This window comes from Mesorhizobium tamadayense (genome assembly GCF_003863365.1).
GTDB lineage: Bacteria > Pseudomonadota > Alphaproteobacteria > Rhizobiales > Rhizobiaceae > Mesorhizobium > Mesorhizobium tamadayense.
The window spans coordinates 1-14,900 of the sequence record NZ_RQXT01000008.1; the positions used below are offsets into that span (position 1 = coordinate 1).

Sequence of the window (14,900 nt, forward strand, 5' to 3'; positions counted from 1 at the left end):
AGAGTAATTGGACTGAAACGGATCTGTCGCGGGCGCGGGGCTGCCCGCGCCGCGCCAGAACAAGGAATTGACGCATGAACGGACAGAATATCCGCATCCGCCTTAAGGCGTTTGACCACCGGGTGCTCGACGCCTCGACGCGCGAAATCGTGTCGACCGCCAAGCGCACCGGAGCCAACGTCCGCGGCCCCATTCCGCTGCCGACGCGGATCGAAAAGTTCACGGTCAACCGGTCGCCTCACGTCGACAAGAAGAGCCGCGAGCAGTTCGAGATGCGCACCCATAAGCGGCTGCTCGACATCGTCGATCCGACCCCGCAGACGGTCGATGCTCTGATGAAGCTCGATCTGGCCGCCGGTGTCGACGTCGAGATCAAGCTCTAAGGAACAAGAGGCGCGGGGCGACCCGGAACTCTGAAGGAACAAGAGGCGTGGAGGGGCGATAGCCCCGACAGGGAACTCTAAAGGAATTGAACCGATGCGTTCAGGTGTGATTGCAAAGAAGGTGGGAATGACCCGCATCTACAACGATGCAGGCGAGCACGTTCCCGTCACGGTTCTCCAGATGGAGAACTGCCAGGTCGTGGCGCAGCGCACGCAGGAGAAGAACGGCTACACCGCCGTCCAGCTCGGCGTTGGCCTTGCCAAGGTGAAGAACACGTCGAAGGCGATGCGCGGCCACTTCGCCGCCGCCTCCGTCGAGCCCAAGGCCAAGGTCGCCGAGTTCCGCGTCTCCGCCGAGAACATGATCGACGTCGGCGCCGAGCTCACCGTCGAGCACTTCGTCGTCGGCCAGAAGGTCGATGTGACGGGCACCTCGACCGGCAAAGGTTTCCAGGGCGTGATCAAGCGGCACCACATGGGTGGCGGCCGCGCCACGCACGGTAACTCGGTCTCGCACCGCACGCACGGTTCGACCGGTCAGCGCCAGGACCCCGGCAAGGTGTTCAAGGGCAAGAAGATGGCCGGCCATATGGGCGACACCCGCGTCACCACTCAGAATGTCGAGGTCGTTTCGACCGATGCCGACCGTGGCCTGATCCTGATCCGTGGCGCCGTTCCGGGCGTCAAGGGCGCCTGGATCCTGGTCCGTGACGCGGCCAAGGTTGCGCTGCCCGCCAACGCACCGAAGCCCGCCGCAATCCGCGCTGCCGCTGTCGCCAAGAACGACGCCCCGGCCACTGAGGGAGCAGAATAATGGACCTCAAGATCACAACGCTGGGCGGCAAGGACGCCGGCAAGGTGAAACTCTCCGAGGAGATTTTCGGCCTTGATCCGCGCGAGGACATCCTGCAGCGCGTCGTGCGCTGGCAGCTCGCCAAGAAGCAGCAGGGCACGCACAAGGCCAAGGGCCGCGCCGAAATCGCGCGCACCGGCGCCAAGATGTACAAGCAGAAGGGTACGGGCCGCGCCCGTCACCATTCGGCTCGCGCTCCGCAGTTCCGCGGCGGCGGCAAGGCGCACGGCCCGGTCGTGCGCAGCCATGAGCACGAGCTGCCGAAGAAGGTGCGCGCGCTGGGCCTCAAGCATGCTCTCTCGGCCAAGGCCAAGAGCGCTTCGCTGATCATCGTCGACGAGCTGAAGCTCGCCGAAGCCAAGACCAAGGCGCTGATCGCGAGCCTCGAGACGCTCGGGCTCACCAACGCCCTGGTGATCGGCGGCGCCGAGCTCGACCAGAACTTCAAGCTGGCGGCGACCAACATTCCGAACATCGACGTGCTGCCCATCCAGGGCATCAACGTCTACGACATTCTGCGCCGCGGCACGCTGGTCCTTTCGAAGGCCGCCGTCGAGGCTCTCGAGGAGCGCTTCAAATGACCGACCTTCGTCACTACGACGTGATCGTCTCGCCGGCGATCACTGAAAAGTCGACCATGGCTTCCGAGCAGAACCAGGTCGTCTTCAACGTCGCCAAGAAGGCGTCGAAGCCGGAAATCAAGGCCGCCGTCGAAGCGCTCTTCGGCGTCAAGGTGATGGCTGTGAACACGCTCGTCCGCAAGGGCAAGATCAAGCGCTTCCGCGGCACGGTTGGCCGCCAGGGCGACGTCAAGAAGGCGGTTGTGACGCTGGCCGACGGCCAGTCGATCGACGTCGCGACGGGTCTCTGAGCAAGGCCGCGAGGACAGGACAATGGCACTCAAGAAATTCAACCCGGTAACGCCGAGCACCCGCCAACTGGTCATCGTCGACCGCTCGGGCCTCTACAAGGGCAAGCCCGTCAAGGGCCTGACCGAAGGCCTGACCAAGTCGGGCGGCCGCAACAATTACGGCCGTATCACGGCCCGCTTCATCGGCGGCGGTCACAAGCGTTCGTACCGCATCATCGACTTCAAGCGTAAGAAGTACGATGTCGTCGGCACGGTGGAGCGTATCGAATACGATCCGAACCGCACCGCCTTCATCGCGCTGATCAAGTATGACGACGGCGAGTTGTCCTACATCCTGGCGCCGCAGCGTCTGGCTGCCGGCGACAAGATCGTAGCCGGCGAGGCTGTCGACGTGAAGCCGGGCAACGCGATGCCGCTGGCCTCGATGCCGGTCGGAACGATCGTCCACAACATCGAGCTGAAGCCGGGCAAGGGCGGCCAGGTCGCCCGTTCGGCGGGCGGCTACGCCCAGCTCGTCGGCCGCGACCAGGGCATGGCGATCCTGCGCCTCAACTCGGGCGAGCAGCGCGTCGTGCACGGCTCCTGCATGGCCACCGTCGGCGCCGTGTCGAACCCCGACCACGGCAACATCAATGACGGCAAGGCCGGTCGCACCGTGTGGCGCGGCAAGCGCCCGCACAATCGCGGCGTGACCATGAACCCGGTCGACCATCCGCACGGCGGCGGCGAAGGCCGCACCTCGGGTGGCCGTCATCCGGTTTCGCCCTGGGGCAAGCCGACCAAGGGCAAGAAGACGCGGTCCAACAAGGCGACCGACAAGTTCATCGTGCGCTCGCGCCATCAGCGCAAGAGCTAAGAAGAGGTAACGCCAAGTGACTCGTTCGATTTGGAAAGGCCCCTTCATCGACGGCTACCTTCTCAAGAAGGTGGACAAGGTTCGTGAAGGCGGTCGCAATGAGGTGATCAAGATGTGGAGCCGCCGCTCCACCATCCTGCCGCAGTTCGTCGGCTTCACCTTCGGTGTCTACAACGGCCAGAAGCACGTTCCCGTCTCGGTGAACGAGGACATGGTCGGCCACAAGTTCGGTGAATTCGCTCCGACCCGGACCTACTACGGTCACGGCGCGGATAAGAAGGCGAAGAGGAAATAATCATGGGCAAGGCCAAAGCTCCGCGCAGGCTTGCTGACAACGAAGCGCGCGCCGTGTTGCGCACGATCCGTATCAGCCCGCAGAAGCTGAACCTGGTTGCCGCGCTGATCCGCGGCAAGAAGGTCGCGACAGCGCTTTCCGACCTCGAATTCTCGGCCAAGCGGATTTCCGGCACGGTCAAGAAGACGCTGGAGTCGGCGATCGCCAACGCGGAAAACAACCACGACCTCGATGTCGACTCGCTGATCGTATCGGAAGCCTATGTCGGCAAGTCGATCGTCATGAAGCGGTTCCACGCTCGTGGCCGTGGTCGCGCCAGCCGTATCGAGAAGCCGTTCTCGCACCTCACGATCGTCGTTCGTGAAGTCGAGGAAAAAGGGGAGGCCGCATAATGGGCCAGAAAGTCAATCCGATCGGGCTGCGTCTCGGCATCAACCGCACCTGGGATTCGCGCTGGTTCGCGAACACCGGCGAGTACGGCCAGCTGCTGCACGAGGACATCAAGATCCGCAAGTATCTTGAGAAGGAACTCAAGCAGGCCGCGATCTCCAAGGTCGTGATAGAGCGTCCGCACAAGAAGTGCCGCGTCACCATCCACGCCGCGCGTCCGGGCCTGATCATCGGCAAGAAGGGCGCCGACATCGAGAAGCTTCGCAAGAAGCTGATGGAGATGACGAAGTCCGAGACGCATCTCAACATCGTCGAGGTGCGCAAGCCGGAGATCGACGCCACGCTGATCGCTCAGTCGATCGCCCAGCAGCTCGAGCGCCGCATTGCGTTCCGCCGCGCCATGAAGCGCGCCGTGCAGTCGGCCATGCGTCTCGGTGCGGAAGGCATCCGCATCAACTGCGGCGGCCGTCTCGGCGGCGCCGAGATCGCGCGCATGGAGTGGTACCGCGAAGGCCGCGTGCCGCTGCACACGCTGCGCGCCGATGTCGACTACGGCACGGCCGAGGCGCAGACGGCGTACGGCATCTGCGGCGTCAAGGTGTGGGTGTTCAAGGGCGAGATCCTCGAGCACGACCCGATGGCATCGGAGCGCCGCGCCACGGAAGGCGATCATGCAGGTGCCGCCGGCGAGCGCGAGCGCGGTCGTCGTCGCGAGAACGCCTGAGACATTTGAGAATTTGGAGTTAGAACGATGCTGCAGCCAAAGCGCACAAAGTTCCGCAAGCAGTTCAAGGGCCGTATCCACGGTACCGCCAAGGGCGGCACCAACCTGGATTTCGGCGGTTTCGGGCTGAAGGCGCTTGAGCCGAACCGCGTCACCGCGCGCGAGATCGAGGCGGCCCGCCGCGCGATCACCCGCGAGATGAAGCGCGCCGGCCGGGTCTGGATCCGGGTGTTCCCGGATCTGCCGGTCACCTCAAAGCCGACCGAAGTGCGCATGGGCAAGGGCAAGGGCGCCGTCGACTACTGGGCGGCGCGCGTCAAGCCTGGCCGCATCATGTTCGAGATCGACGGCGTCAACGAGGAGACCGCCCGTGAGGCGCTGCGTCTCGGCGCCGCCAAGCTCTCGGTCAAGACGCGCTTTGTACAGCGCATCGCAGAATAAGGACGGGCCGATATGAAAGCCGAAGACATCCGGACCAAGACCCAGGATCAGCTGACCGATGACCTGGCCGCCCTGAAGAAGGAGCAGTTCAACCTGCGCTTCCAGAAGGCCACCGGTCAGCTCGAAAAGACCGCGCGCGTGAAGCAGGTCCGCAGGGACATCGCGCGCATTAAGACCATCGCCGCGCAAAAAGCCGCGGCCAAGAAGGGTTAAGACCATGCCAAAGCGCATTCTGCAGGGCACCGTCGTCAGCGACAAGAACGAGAAGACGGTCGTCGTCAAGGTCGAACGGCGCTTCACGCATCCCGTGATGAAGAAGACCGTGCGCATGACCAAGAAGTACAAGGCGCATGACGAGAACAACGCCCACAAGGTCGGCGACCAGGTGTTCATCCAGGAATCGAAGCCGATTTCCAAGGACAAGCGCTGGATCGTAGTCACTTCGGACCAGGCGTAACAAGCGAATTTTGGACAGACCGGGGAAGGGTGAAAACCCGTCCCGTTAGAAAAGAAGAAGGCGGCCAGTCATGATTCAGATGCAAACAAACCTCGACGTCGCGGACAATTCCGGCGCCCGTCGTGTCATGTGCATCAAGGTGCTGGGCGGCTCGAAGCGGAAGTACGCCTCCGTCGGCGACATCATCGTGGTGTCGATCAAGGAAGCCATTCCGCGCGGCCGCGTTAAGAAGGGCGACGTGATGAAGGCGGTCGTGGTTCGCACGGCCAAGGACATCCGCCGTCCGGACGGCAGCGTGATCCGTTTCGACAAGAACGCGGCCGTTCTTGTCGACAATAAGAAAGAGCCGATCGGCACGCGTATCTTCGGGCCGGTTCCGCGCGAGCTTCGCGCCAAGAACCACATGAAGATCATCTCGCTCGCGCCTGAAGTGCTGTAAGGAGCCGGACCAATGCAAAAGATCAGAAAAGGCGACAAGGTTGTCGTGCTTGCCGGCAAGGACAAGGGCCGCTCGGGCGAAGTCCTGTCGGTGCAGCCGAAGGAAGACACCGCGCTCGTGCGCGGCGTGAACCTCATTCGCCGTCACCAGAAGCAGACCCAGTCCCAAGAGGGCGGGATCATCACCAAGGAAGCGCCGATCCACCTGTCGAACATCGCGCTGGCCGACCCCAAGGACGGCAAGCCGACCCGCGTCGGCTTCGCCATCCAGAAGGACGGCAAGAAGGTGCGCGTCGCCAAGCGTTCGGGAGAAGTCATCAATGGCTAAGGCTGAAACCAAGCAGGCAACTGCCAAGAACGAGCCGCGCCTCAAGAAGGTCTACAACGAGACCATTCGCAAGGCGCTGCAGGAGCAGTTCGGCTACGACAACGACATGCAGGTTCCGCGCCTGGACAAGATCGTGCTGAACATGGGCGTCGGCGAGGCGACGGCGGATTCGAAGAAGCCTTCGGTCGCGGCCGAGGACCTCGCGATGATCGCCGGCCAGAAGGCCGTCGTCACCCGCGCCCGCAACTCGATCGCCGGCTTCAAGGTGCGCGAGAACATGCCGATCGGCGCCAAGGTCACGCTGCGCAAGGAACGCATGTACGAGTTCCTCGACCGCCTCGTGAACATCGCGCTGCCGCGCGTTCGCGACTTCCGCGGACTTAACCCGAAGAGCTTTGACGGCCGTGGCAACTATGCCATGGGCATCAAGGAGCACATCGTGTTCCCGGAGATCAACTACGACAAGGTTGATCAGGTCTGGGGCATGGACGTCATCGTTTGTACGACGGCGAAGACGGACGACGAGGCCAGGGCGCTGCTCAAGGCCTTCAACTTCCCCTTCCGCCAGTAACGGCAGCGAAAAAGGAAAAATCTGAAATGGCAAAGACCAGCTCAGTCGAGAAGAACAACCGGCGCCGCAAGCTTGCCGGCCAGTATGCCGCCAAGCGCAAGGCGCTCAAGGACATCGTCATGGATCAGTCCAAGCCGATGGAAGAGCGTTTCCGCGCCCAGTTGAAGCTTTCGGCGCTGCCGCGCAATTCGGCCAAGATCCGCATCCGCAACCGCTGCGAAGTGACGGGCCGTCCGCGCGCCTACTATCGCAAGCTCAAGGTTTCGCGTATCGCGCTTCGCGATCTGGGCAACAACGGCCAGATCCCGGGCCTGGTCAAGTCGAGCTGGTAAGGAGACACTGAGATGTCATTGAGCGATCCTCTCGGCGATATGCTGACCCGCATTCGCAACGCTTACGGCCGCAAGAAGTCGAGCGTCTCGACCCCGGCCTCGCGTCTGCGCGCCCGCGTCCTCGAAGTGCTGAAGTCGGAAGGCTATATCCGAGACTACAGCCAGACCGACTTCGAGAACGGCAAGTCGGAAATCGAGATCGAGCTGAAGTATTTCGACGGCGCGCCGGTCGTGCGCGAGATATCGCGCGTCTCGAAGCCGGGCCGCCGCGTCTACGTTTCGGCCAAGTCGATCCCGCAGGTCGCCAACGGCCTCGGTATCGCCATCCTTTCGACGCCGAAGGGCGTCATGGCCGACCATGAAGCGCGCGAGCAGAATGTCGGCGGCGAGATCCTCTGCCAGATCTTCTGATCCGGCACGAGATTGATGAATGGGCTTCGGTTCTCGGGATCGCGCCCGGGAACTGGAACCTGAAACGAAAGAAGTGACGAGGACAACAAATGTCTCGTATCGGAAAGAAACCCGTTTCGCTGCCGCAGGGCGTGACCGCGACCGTCAACGGCCAGACCGTGACGGCGAAGGGCCCCAAGGGCGAGCTGAAGTTCGTGGTGAACGACGAAGTGCTGGTCAAGATGGAGGGCAGCGAGATCGCTGTCGAGCCCCGCGACCAGTCGAAGGCCGCCCGCTCCAAATGGGGCATGTCGCGCACACAGATCGTCAACATCCTGCAGGGCGTGAAGGACGGCTTCGAGAAGAAGCTCGAGATCACCGGCGTCGGTTACCGCGCCGCCTTGCAGGGCAAGAACCTGCAGCTCGCGCTCGGCTTCAGCCACGACGTCGTCTATGAGACGCCGCAGGGCATCACGATCTCCGTGCCGAAGCCGACCGAAATCACGGTGTCGGGCATCGACAAGCAGCAGGTCGGCCAGGTCGCGGCCGAGATCCGCGAATATCGCGGCCCGGAGCCCTATAAGGGCAAGGGCGTGCGCTATTCCGACGAGCGGATCGTCCGCAAGGAAGGCAAGAAGAAGTAAGACTGCAACGCCGCGGGGAGCGGTCGCGGGAGGCGCTGGCCTACCGCACAAGGCTGGCCCCGTTTACTGAAGGCAAGGAACCGACACTATGGCTAGCCCCAAGGAAATCACCCAGCGCCGCGCGCAGCGCGTGCGCCGCCAGCTCAAGAAGGTCGCCGGCGAGCGCCCGCGGCTTTCGGTGCACCGCACCTCGAAGAACATCTACGTCCAGGTCATCGACGACGCCAAGGGCCGCACTCTGGCCGCCGCCTCGACCCTGGAGAAGGACCTGAAGGGTTCGCTCAAGACCGGCGCCGACACCGCTGCTGCCGCCGCCGTCGGCAAGCTTATCGCCGAGCGCGCCACGAAGGCCGGCGTCAAGGAAGTCGTCTTCGATCGTGGTGCCTACATCTATCACGGCCGCGTCAAGGCGTTGGCCGAAGCCGCCCGCGAGGGTGGTTTGAGCTTCTGATTTCACCGCCGGCGACCCGAAATGTGGCGCCGGCAAACAGCAACCCGTGCTTCCGGAAAAGAACAAGGAACAGGATATGGCACAGGAACGTAGGGAAGGCGGCCGCGGCCGCGATCGCGAAGAGCGCGACGACGGCATGGTGGACAAGCTTGTCCACATCAACCGCGTCGCCAAGGTGGTGAAGGGCGGCCGTCGTTTCGGCTTTGCCGCGCTCGTGGTCGTCGGCGACCAGAAGGGCCGCGTCGGCTTCGGCCACGGCAAGGCGCGCGAAGTGCCGGAGGCGATCCGCAAGGCGACCGAGTCGGCCAAGCGCGACATGATCTTCGTGCCGCTGCGCTCGGGCCGCACCCTGCATCACGACGTCGAGGGCCGCTGGGGCGCCGGACGCGTTCTGCTGCGCGCCGCCAAGCAGGGTACCGGCATCATCGCGGGTGGCCCGATGCGCGCCGTCTTCGAGACGCTCGGCATGCACGATGTGGTCGCCAAGTCGATGGGTTCGTCGAACCCCTACAACATGGTTCGCGCCACCTTCGACGCGCTCAAGAGCCAGATGCATCCGAAGGATGTGGCTGCCGCGCGCGGCATCAAGTACTCGACCCTTCAGGCCCGCCGCGGCACCGCCGTTGCGGCCGAAGAATAGTCGACGCTGACCAGGGGATTTCGACCATGGCCAAGAAAGCTACCAAGACCATCACCGTCGAGCAGGTCGGTTCGCCGATCCGCCGGCCGAAGGAGCAGCGCGCGACGCTGGTCGGCCTCGGCCTCAACAAGATGCACAAGCGGCGCACGCTGGAAGACACCCCTTCCGTGCGCGGCATGATCGCTGCCGTCCAGCATCTCGTCCGCGTCGTGGACGAGGGCTGAACTGAAAGCGCAGGAGAAGAACGATGAAACTCAACGATCTGCGTGACAAGGACGGCGCCACGCATTCCAAGAAGCGCCTCGGTCGCGGCATCGGCTCCGGCTCGGGCAAGACCGCTGGGCGCGGCGTCAAGGGCCAGAAGGCGCGCTCCGGCGTCGCCATCAACGGCTTCGAGGGCGGTCAGATGCCGCTCTACCGGCGCCTGCCGAAGCGTGGCTTCAACAACCTGTTCCGCAAGAGCTTCACGGTTGTTTCGCTCGCCCGCATCCAGGCTGCCGTCGACGCCAAGAAGCTCGACGCCAAGGCGACCGTGACGACCGAAGCGCTCATCGCTGCCGGCGTCATCCGCCGTGCCAAGGACGGCGTGCGCGTGCTGTCCGACGGCGAGCTCAAGGCCAAGCTCACCTTCGAAGTCGCCGGCGCCTCCAAGGCCGCGATCGAGAAGATCGAGAAGGCCGGCGGTTCGGTGAAGCTGCCGGAAGCAGCCGCCGCCGAGTAACGGCTATTTGAAGCGCGGCCGGCGGGAATGACTTCGTTTTTTCCGGCGAACCGCGTTTCGATCTGATCAATTGGGCGGCCGCGTCAACGCGGCCGCTTGCATGTTGACGGTCCGGAGCTTATCTCGTGGGCTTCGGTGACACGCGCCGCCTGAGCTGCGGGCATCGAGCGCGACCTAGCGGAGAATCAGGCATGGCTTCGGCTGCTGAACAACTAGCCTCCAATCTGAATTTCGCGGCCTTCGCCAAGGCCGAGGATCTGAAGAAGCGCATCTGGTTCACCATCGGCGCGCTGCTCGTTTACCGCCTCGGCACCTATATTCCGCTTCCCGGCATCAATCCCGACGCTTTCGCGCAGGCCTTCTCCTCGCAGAGCAAGGGCGTGCTCGGCATGTTCAACATGTTTGCCGGCGGCGCCGTGCAGCGCATGGCGATTTTCGCGCTCGGCATCATGCCCTACATCTCCGCCTCCATCATCATGCAGCTGATGACCTCGGTCATCCCGTCGCTGGAATCGCTGAAGAAGGAAGGCGAGCAGGGCCGCAAGATCATCAACCAGTACACGCGCTACGGCACCGTGCTGCTGGCGCTGGTGCAGGCCTACGGCATTTCGATCGGGCTCGAGGGCGGCAACGGCATCGTCAACGATCCCGGCATGTTCTTCCGCATCTCGACCGTCGTCACCCTGGTCGGCGGCACCATGTTCCTGATGTGGCTCGGCGAGCAGATCACGGCGCGCGGCATCGGCAACGGCATTTCGCTGATCATCTTCTCGGGCATCGTCGCCGGCCTGCCGCGCGCGATCTCCGGCACGCTGGAACTTGGCCGCACGGGCGCGCTGTCCACGAGCCTCATTCTGGCGATCATCGTGCTCGCCGTCGTCGTCATCGCCGTCATTGTCTTCTTCGAGCGCGCGCAGCGGCGCCTGCTCATTCAGTATCCGAAACGGCAGGTCGGCAACCGCATGTTCCAGGGCGATACCTCGCACCTGCCGTTGAAGCTCAACACCTCGGGCGTCATCCCGCCGATCTTCGCCTCCTCGTTGCTGCTCCTGCCGGCAACGGTCGCCGGCTTCTCGCAGACGACCAACCTGCCGGCCTGGGCAAGCATGGTTCTGGCCTCCCTCGGTCACGGGCAGCCGCTCTACATGGCGTTCTACGCCGCTATGATCATCTTCTTCGCCTTTTTCTACACGGCGATCGTCTTCAACCCGAAGGACACCGCCGACCAGCTCAAGAAGCATTCCGGCTTCATCCCGGGCTATCGGCCGGGTGAGCGTACCGCCGACTATATCGACTATGTTCTGACGCGTATCACCGTCATCGGCGCCATCTACCTGGTGCTGGTGTGTCTGCTGCCTGAGTTCCTGATTTCAGCGACTGGCGTACCTTTCTACCTCGGTGGCACATCGCTTCTGATCGTGGTCAGTGTCACGCTCGACACGGTGGCGCAGATCCAGGGTCACCTGATCGCGCACCAGTATGAGGGCCTGATCAAGAAGTCGAAGTTGCGCGGGGGGAAGAGGAGCAGATGAGGCTGATATTGCTTGGGCCGCCGGGAGCGGGCAAGGGGACGCAAGCACAGAGACTGGTAGAAAAACTCGGCATACCTCAGCTTTCGACAGGTGACATGCTGCGTGCCGCCGTCCAGGCCGGAACCGAAGTCGGCAAGCGGGCCAAGGCGGTGATGGATGCCGGCGAGTTGGTGTCCGACGCGATCGTCAACGCGATCGTCGCCGAGCGAATCGATCAGCCCGATTGCGCCAGGGGATTCATTCTCGACGGCTATCCGCGCACGCTGGTGCAGGCCGATGCGGTCGAGGCTATGCTTGCTGAGCGCGGCATTGCGCTGGACAGCGTCATCGAGCTCGTCGTCGACGACAAGGCGCTGGTCGGGCGCATAGTCAAGCGCGCCGAGGACGCCCAGGCCGCGGGCCAGCCGGTGCGCAAGGACGACAACCCGGCGGTGTTCGAGGAACGCCTGCGGGAATATTACAAGAAGACGGCGCCGCTGACCGGTTACTACTATGCCAAAGGCAAGCTGAAGACGGTCGACGGCATGGCCAGCATCGACGCGGTGACCGCGGAGATCGAGAAGGTGCTCCTGGAGACGGCGAGGTAGGCTTTTCCGACAGGTAAAGATTGCGCTTGACTGGAAGGAGCCGTTGGGGTATCGCGGCCCGTCTTCCTGTCAGGCATGGACTTTGCTTGCCCGCAAGGGCAGGGCAGTCGTTTTGAACCAGGAAACTCCCGCAAGGGCCGGCCTCCACCGGACGCGGGGCAACTAGGATAGCGCCGGTTCATCCGGCCCAAATGGAGATGAGAAGAAAATGGCTCGTATAGCCGGCGTCAACATTCCGACCAACAAGCGCGTCGTTATCGCGCTTCAGTACATTCACGGCATCGGCAAGAAGTTTGCCCAGGAGATCGTCGACAAGGTCGGCATCCCGGCAGACCGCCGCGTCAACCAGCTGACCGACGCGGAAGTGCTGCAGATCCGCGAGACGATCGACCGCGACTACCAGGTCGAAGGCGACCTGCGCCGCGAAGTCTCGATGAACATCAAGCGGCTCATGGACCTCGGCTGCTATCGCGGCCTGCGTCACCGCCGCTCGCTGCCGGTCCGCGGCCAGCGCACGCATACCAATGCGCGCACCCGCAAGGGCCCGGCCAAGGCGATCGCCGGCAAGAAGAAGTAATTTAGGGGAATAAGGGAGTAGGGGAGTAAGGCAGTAGGGAACGCCCGCTATCGGGTCACACATTTCCCTACTCCCTTACTGCCCTATTCCCCTACTCCCTTACGAAGGTGGAGCCGCTGGCATTACGGCGGTGTAGAGATCAACTGAAAGGACTACCATGGCCAAGGAAGCCGCTCGTGTTCGCCGTCGCGAACGCAAGAACATTTCGTCGGGTGTTGCCCACGTCAATTCGACCTTCAACAACACGATGATCACCATCACCGACGCGCAGGGCAATTCGATTGCCTGGTCGTCGGCAGGCGCTCAGGGCTTCAAGGGTTCGCGCAAGTCGACCCCGTTCGCCGCCCAGATGGCTGCCGAGGACGTCGCCAAGAAGGCCCAGGAACACGGCATGCGCATGCTCGAGGTCGAGGTCTGCGGGCCTGGCTCCGGCCGTGAATCGGCGCTGCGCGCCCTGCAGGCGGCCGGCTTCACCATCACCTCGATCCGTGATGTGACGCCGATCCCGCACAATGGCTGCCGCCCGCGCAAGAAGCGCCGCGTCTAATATTTTGAACGCCGCGTGAGCGCCAGAGGCGCTCCTCCGCGGTTTTCCAGGTCGCCCGCCACGATTGGATGGTGGCGGGTCAACGGAAGGAAAGCATCATGATCCAGAAAAATTGGCAGGAACTGATCAAGCCCAACAAGATCGAGTTCTCGTCGAAGAAGAAGACGCTGACCACGCTGGTGGCCGAACCGCTCGAACGCGGCTTTGGCCTCACCCTCGGCAACGCGCTGCGGCGCGTGCTTCTGTCTTCGCTGCGCGGCGCGGCCGTCACCGCCGTGCAGATCGACGGCGTTCTGCATGAATTCTCGTCCATCGCCGGCGTGCGCGAGGACGTGACCGACATCGTGCTCAACATCAAGGAAATCGCCATCCGTATGGAAGGCGATGGTCCCAAGCGCATGGTCGTACGCAAGCAAGGCCCGGGCGCCGTGCTCGCTGGCGACATCCAGACCGTCGGCGACGTCGAGATCCTCAACCCCGACCACGTCATCTGCACGCTGGACGAGGGTGCAGAAATCCGCATGGAGTTCACCGTCGACACCGGTAAGGGCTATGTGCCGGCCGAGCGCAACCGCGCCGAGGACGCGCCGATCGGCCTGATCCCGGTCGACAGCCTCTATTCGCCGGTCAAGAAGGTCTCCTACAAGGTCGAGAACACCCGCGAGGGCCAGGTGCTCGACTATGACAAGCTGACCATGACCATCGATACCGACGGTTCGATCTCGGGCGAGGACGCGGTGGCTTTCGCCGCCCGAATCCTGCAGGATCAGCTCGGCCTGTTCGTCAACTTTGACGAGCCGCAGAAGGAAGTCGCCACCGAGGCCGTCACCGAGCTCGCCTTCAATCCGGCGCTGCTCAAGAAGGTCGACGAGCTCGAGCTTTCGGTGCGTTCGGCCAACTGCCTGAAGAACGACAACATCGTCTATATCGGCGACCTGATCCAGAAGACCGAAGCCGAGATGCTGCGCACCCCGAACTTCGGCCGCAAGTCGCTGAACGAGATCAAGGAAGTGCTGGCGGCGATGGGCCTGCATCTCGGCATGGAAGTGCCGGACTGGCCGCCGGAAAACATCGAAGACCTCGCCAAGCGTTACGAAGATCAATACTGAGCGGTGAATTGAGAATGGTGAAATGGTGAATGGTCGCCGGTGGGCGGCTTCGGAGAGGCAGAGCCCTTCCATTCACCATTCACTATTCACCATTCACAAAACGAAACAGCCGGGCCAACCGCCCACAACACCAGGAGAAGAGCCATGCGCCACGGATTTAAAGGCCGCCGGTTCGCCCGCAGCGTAAGCCATCGCAAGTCGATGTTTGCAAACCTTGCCGTGTCGCTGATCGAGCACGAGCAGATCGTCACCACTCTGCCGAAGGCGAAGGACTTGCGTCCGATTGTCGAGAAGCTGGTAACGCTCGGCAAGCGCGGCGACCTGCACGCTCGCCGCCAGGTGATCGCGCAGATCGGCAATGAAGGCGTCGTCAAGCGCCTGTTCGAGACCATCGCCCCGCGCTACGCCACCCGCAACGGCGGCTACCTGCGCATCATGAGGGCGGGCTTCCGCCACGGCGACAACGCTGCCATGGCGGTCATCGAGTTCGTCGACCGCGACACCTCGGCCAAGGGCGCCGTCGACCGCGCACGGCTCGAGGCTGAAGGCGTCGATGAGGAAGCCGCGGCCGCCTGAGGCCGGGTTTTCAGCAAGCGACTGCAAGGGGCCTGCGGGCCCCTTTTTGCGTTCAAAGGTAGTGTATGGAGTGAGCGGAATTTCACGCTCAAGCTCATGCTTTTGCGCGACAAGCGTCGCTTTTCCGCGCATTGGCCTTTCATTCTGCACAATCGTCGCGACAATGGCGCCTGATCTGGAGGATTCG

General features: G+C 63.2%; 27 protein-coding genes. All 27 read left to right on the plus strand.

The genetic code is table 11. The annotated features are described in order from the left end of the window. Positions 1-74: 74 nt before the first annotated feature. The 27 genes from rpsJ to rplQ all read left to right on the plus strand — a co-directional run bounded on the left by rpsJ (position 75) and on the right by rplQ (position 14,713). Complete coding sequence (gene rpsJ, locus EH240_RS08630; RefSeq protein ID WP_006205468.1) at positions 75-383, plus strand: 30S ribosomal protein S10; 309 nt, start codon at positions 75-77, stop codon at positions 381-383. 94 nt (positions 384-477) lie between these two features. Continuing rightward, positions 478-1,197: a 50S ribosomal protein L3 gene (gene rplC / locus EH240_RS08635; protein ID WP_124997193.1), complete on the plus strand. Its 720-nt coding sequence runs from the start codon at positions 478-480 to the stop codon at positions 1,195-1,197. Beyond that, complete coding sequence (gene rplD, locus EH240_RS08640; RefSeq protein WP_124997195.1) at positions 1,197-1,817, plus strand: 50S ribosomal protein L4; 621 nt, start codon at positions 1,197-1,199, stop codon at positions 1,815-1,817. The genes rplC and rplD overlap by 1 nt, the downstream gene beginning before the upstream one ends. Beyond that, positions 1,814-2,107, plus strand: a complete 294-nt coding sequence (locus EH240_RS08645) for a 50S ribosomal protein L23 (RefSeq protein WP_059188488.1) — start codon at positions 1,814-1,816, stop codon at positions 2,105-2,107. The genes rplD and EH240_RS08645 overlap by 4 nt, the downstream gene beginning before the upstream one ends. Before the next feature lie 22 nt (positions 2,108-2,129). After that, complete coding sequence (gene rplB, locus EH240_RS08650; protein ID WP_040983032.1) at positions 2,130-2,963, plus strand: 50S ribosomal protein L2; 834 nt, start codon at positions 2,130-2,132, stop codon at positions 2,961-2,963. Between the two features lie 16 nt (positions 2,964-2,979). Continuing rightward, positions 2,980-3,258 carry a 30S ribosomal protein S19 gene (gene rpsS, locus EH240_RS08655; protein WP_006205463.1) on the plus strand — a complete coding sequence of 93 codons (279 nt, stop codon included), beginning with the start codon at positions 2,980-2,982 and terminating at the stop codon, positions 3,256-3,258. A 2-nt stretch (positions 3,259-3,260) separates the two neighbouring features. Continuing rightward, complete coding sequence (gene rplV, locus EH240_RS08660) at positions 3,261-3,650, plus strand: 50S ribosomal protein L22 (RefSeq protein ID WP_059188489.1); 390 nt, start codon at positions 3,261-3,263, stop codon at positions 3,648-3,650. Then, positions 3,650-4,372 (plus strand): 30S ribosomal protein S3, encoded by a 723-nt coding sequence (gene rpsC / locus EH240_RS08665; protein ID WP_124997197.1) that lies wholly within the window; start codon positions 3,650-3,652, stop codon positions 4,370-4,372. Before rplV ends, rpsC begins: the two co-directional genes overlap by 1 nt. Positions 4,373-4,399: 27 nt before the next feature. Further along, on the plus strand, positions 4,400-4,813 hold the full coding sequence (gene rplP, locus EH240_RS08670; RefSeq protein ID WP_124997199.1) for a 50S ribosomal protein L16: 414 nt from the start codon (positions 4,400-4,402) through the stop codon (positions 4,811-4,813). A 12-nt stretch (positions 4,814-4,825) separates the two neighbouring features. After that, on the plus strand, positions 4,826-5,026 hold the full coding sequence (rpmC, locus tag EH240_RS08675; protein WP_124997201.1) for a 50S ribosomal protein L29: 201 nt from the start codon (positions 4,826-4,828) through the stop codon (positions 5,024-5,026). A gap of 4 nt (positions 5,027-5,030) precedes the next feature. Further along, a complete protein-coding gene (rpsQ, locus tag EH240_RS08680; protein ID WP_027170362.1) occupies positions 5,031-5,270 on the plus strand; it encodes a 30S ribosomal protein S17 in 240 nt (79 codons plus the stop codon). A 70-nt stretch (positions 5,271-5,340) separates the two neighbouring features. Then, positions 5,341-5,709, plus strand: a complete 369-nt coding sequence (gene rplN / locus EH240_RS08685; RefSeq protein WP_006205457.1) for a 50S ribosomal protein L14 — start codon at positions 5,341-5,343, stop codon at positions 5,707-5,709. Positions 5,710-5,721: 12 nt separating this feature from the next. After that, on the plus strand, positions 5,722-6,036 hold the full coding sequence (rplX, locus tag EH240_RS08690) for a 50S ribosomal protein L24 (RefSeq protein WP_059188493.1): 315 nt from the start codon (positions 5,722-5,724) through the stop codon (positions 6,034-6,036). Next, positions 6,029-6,607 carry a 50S ribosomal protein L5 gene (gene rplE / locus EH240_RS08695; protein WP_124997203.1) on the plus strand — a complete coding sequence of 193 codons (579 nt, stop codon included), beginning with the start codon at positions 6,029-6,031 and terminating at the stop codon, positions 6,605-6,607. Before rplX ends, rplE begins: the two co-directional genes overlap by 8 nt. 26 nt (positions 6,608-6,633) lie before the next feature. Further along, positions 6,634-6,939: a 30S ribosomal protein S14 gene (rpsN, locus tag EH240_RS08700; protein ID WP_124997205.1), complete on the plus strand. Its 306-nt coding sequence runs from the start codon at positions 6,634-6,636 to the stop codon at positions 6,937-6,939. 12 nt (positions 6,940-6,951) lie between these two features. Next, positions 6,952-7,350: a 30S ribosomal protein S8 gene (gene rpsH / locus EH240_RS08705; RefSeq protein ID WP_124997207.1), complete on the plus strand. Its 399-nt coding sequence runs from the start codon at positions 6,952-6,954 to the stop codon at positions 7,348-7,350. An 89-nt stretch (positions 7,351-7,439) separates the two neighbouring features. Beyond that, entirely contained in the window at positions 7,440-7,973 is a 534-nt protein-coding gene (gene rplF / locus EH240_RS08710; RefSeq protein ID WP_124997209.1) for a 50S ribosomal protein L6, read from the plus strand. Positions 7,974-8,061: 88 nt separating this feature from the next. After that, positions 8,062-8,424 carry a 50S ribosomal protein L18 gene (rplR, locus tag EH240_RS08715; protein ID WP_124997211.1) on the plus strand — a complete coding sequence of 121 codons (363 nt, stop codon included), beginning with the start codon at positions 8,062-8,064 and terminating at the stop codon, positions 8,422-8,424. 76 nt (positions 8,425-8,500) lie between these two features. Next, complete coding sequence (gene rpsE / locus EH240_RS08720; protein WP_124997213.1) at positions 8,501-9,064, plus strand: 30S ribosomal protein S5; 564 nt, start codon at positions 8,501-8,503, stop codon at positions 9,062-9,064. 26 nt (positions 9,065-9,090) lie between these two features. After that, positions 9,091-9,288 carry a 50S ribosomal protein L30 gene (rpmD, locus tag EH240_RS08725; RefSeq protein ID WP_124997215.1) on the plus strand — a complete coding sequence of 66 codons (198 nt, stop codon included), beginning with the start codon at positions 9,091-9,093 and terminating at the stop codon, positions 9,286-9,288. 23 nt (positions 9,289-9,311) lie between these two features. After that, on the plus strand, positions 9,312-9,785 hold the full coding sequence (gene rplO / locus EH240_RS08730) for a 50S ribosomal protein L15 (RefSeq protein WP_124997217.1): 474 nt from the start codon (positions 9,312-9,314) through the stop codon (positions 9,783-9,785). 191 nt (positions 9,786-9,976) lie between these two features. After that, positions 9,977-11,317 carry a preprotein translocase subunit SecY gene (gene secY, locus EH240_RS08735; RefSeq protein WP_124997219.1) on the plus strand — a complete coding sequence of 447 codons (1,341 nt, stop codon included), beginning with the start codon at positions 9,977-9,979 and terminating at the stop codon, positions 11,315-11,317. Further along, the gene (locus EH240_RS08740; protein ID WP_124997221.1) at positions 11,314-11,904 is read left to right on the plus strand and encodes an adenylate kinase; all 591 of its coding nucleotides are present in this window, start codon (positions 11,314-11,316) and stop codon (positions 11,902-11,904) included. Before secY ends, EH240_RS08740 begins: the two co-directional genes overlap by 4 nt. A 208-nt stretch (positions 11,905-12,112) precedes the next feature. Beyond that, positions 12,113-12,481 carry a 30S ribosomal protein S13 gene (gene rpsM / locus EH240_RS08745; RefSeq protein WP_027170351.1) on the plus strand — a complete coding sequence of 123 codons (369 nt, stop codon included), beginning with the start codon at positions 12,113-12,115 and terminating at the stop codon, positions 12,479-12,481. A 157-nt stretch (positions 12,482-12,638) separates the two neighbouring features. After that, positions 12,639-13,028: a 30S ribosomal protein S11 gene (rpsK, locus tag EH240_RS08750; RefSeq protein WP_006205444.1), complete on the plus strand. Its 390-nt coding sequence runs from the start codon at positions 12,639-12,641 to the stop codon at positions 13,026-13,028. 98 nt (positions 13,029-13,126) lie between these two features. Then, complete coding sequence (locus tag EH240_RS08755) at positions 13,127-14,137, plus strand: DNA-directed RNA polymerase subunit alpha (RefSeq protein ID WP_124997223.1); 1,011 nt, start codon at positions 13,127-13,129, stop codon at positions 14,135-14,137. A 144-nt stretch (positions 14,138-14,281) separates the two neighbouring features. Next, entirely contained in the window at positions 14,282-14,713 is a 432-nt protein-coding gene (gene rplQ / locus EH240_RS08760; protein ID WP_124997225.1) for a 50S ribosomal protein L17, read from the plus strand. Positions 14,714-14,900: the final 187 nt, after the last annotated feature.

Coding starts and splice junctions, on each gene's coding strand:
- rplP (WP_124997199.1), top strand. CDS start 4,400: ATGCTGCAGCCAAAGCGCACAAAGTTCCGCAAGCAGTTCAAGGGCCGT.
- rpsC (WP_124997197.1), top strand. CDS start 3,650: ATGGGCCAGAAAGTCAATCCGATCGGGCTGCGTCTCGGCATCAACCGC.
- rplB (WP_040983032.1), top strand. CDS start 2,130: ATGGCACTCAAGAAATTCAACCCGGTAACGCCGAGCACCCGCCAACTG.
- rpsE (WP_124997213.1), top strand. CDS start 8,501: ATGGCACAGGAACGTAGGGAAGGCGGCCGCGGCCGCGATCGCGAAGAG.
- secY (WP_124997219.1), top strand. CDS start 9,977: ATGGCTTCGGCTGCTGAACAACTAGCCTCCAATCTGAATTTCGCGGCC.
- rpsM (WP_027170351.1), top strand. CDS start 12,113: ATGGCTCGTATAGCCGGCGTCAACATTCCGACCAACAAGCGCGTCGTT.
- rplD (WP_124997195.1), top strand. CDS start 1,197: ATGGACCTCAAGATCACAACGCTGGGCGGCAAGGACGCCGGCAAGGTG.
- rplO (WP_124997217.1), top strand. CDS start 9,312: ATGAAACTCAACGATCTGCGTGACAAGGACGGCGCCACGCATTCCAAG.
- rpsJ (WP_006205468.1), top strand. CDS start 75: ATGAACGGACAGAATATCCGCATCCGCCTTAAGGCGTTTGACCACCGG.
- rplV (WP_059188489.1), top strand. CDS start 3,261: ATGGGCAAGGCCAAAGCTCCGCGCAGGCTTGCTGACAACGAAGCGCGC.
- EH240_RS08755 (WP_124997223.1), top strand. CDS start 13,127: ATGATCCAGAAAAATTGGCAGGAACTGATCAAGCCCAACAAGATCGAG.
- rplQ (WP_124997225.1), top strand. CDS start 14,282: ATGCGCCACGGATTTAAAGGCCGCCGGTTCGCCCGCAGCGTAAGCCAT.
- rpmC (WP_124997201.1), top strand. CDS start 4,826: ATGAAAGCCGAAGACATCCGGACCAAGACCCAGGATCAGCTGACCGAT.
- rplX (WP_059188493.1), top strand. CDS start 5,722: ATGCAAAAGATCAGAAAAGGCGACAAGGTTGTCGTGCTTGCCGGCAAG.
- EH240_RS08645 (WP_059188488.1), top strand. CDS start 1,814: ATGACCGACCTTCGTCACTACGACGTGATCGTCTCGCCGGCGATCACT.
- rplR (WP_124997211.1), top strand. CDS start 8,062: ATGGCTAGCCCCAAGGAAATCACCCAGCGCCGCGCGCAGCGCGTGCGC.
- rplE (WP_124997203.1), top strand. CDS start 6,029: ATGGCTAAGGCTGAAACCAAGCAGGCAACTGCCAAGAACGAGCCGCGC.
- rpsN (WP_124997205.1), top strand. CDS start 6,634: ATGGCAAAGACCAGCTCAGTCGAGAAGAACAACCGGCGCCGCAAGCTT.
- EH240_RS08740 (WP_124997221.1), top strand. CDS start 11,314: ATGAGGCTGATATTGCTTGGGCCGCCGGGAGCGGGCAAGGGGACGCAA.
- rpsK (WP_006205444.1), top strand. CDS start 12,639: ATGGCCAAGGAAGCCGCTCGTGTTCGCCGTCGCGAACGCAAGAACATT.
- rplN (WP_006205457.1), top strand. CDS start 5,341: ATGATTCAGATGCAAACAAACCTCGACGTCGCGGACAATTCCGGCGCC.
- rplF (WP_124997209.1), top strand. CDS start 7,440: ATGTCTCGTATCGGAAAGAAACCCGTTTCGCTGCCGCAGGGCGTGACC.
- rpsQ (WP_027170362.1), top strand. CDS start 5,031: ATGCCAAAGCGCATTCTGCAGGGCACCGTCGTCAGCGACAAGAACGAG.
- rpsH (WP_124997207.1), top strand. CDS start 6,952: ATGTCATTGAGCGATCCTCTCGGCGATATGCTGACCCGCATTCGCAAC.
- rplC (WP_124997193.1), top strand. CDS start 478: ATGCGTTCAGGTGTGATTGCAAAGAAGGTGGGAATGACCCGCATCTAC.
- rpmD (WP_124997215.1), top strand. CDS start 9,091: ATGGCCAAGAAAGCTACCAAGACCATCACCGTCGAGCAGGTCGGTTCG.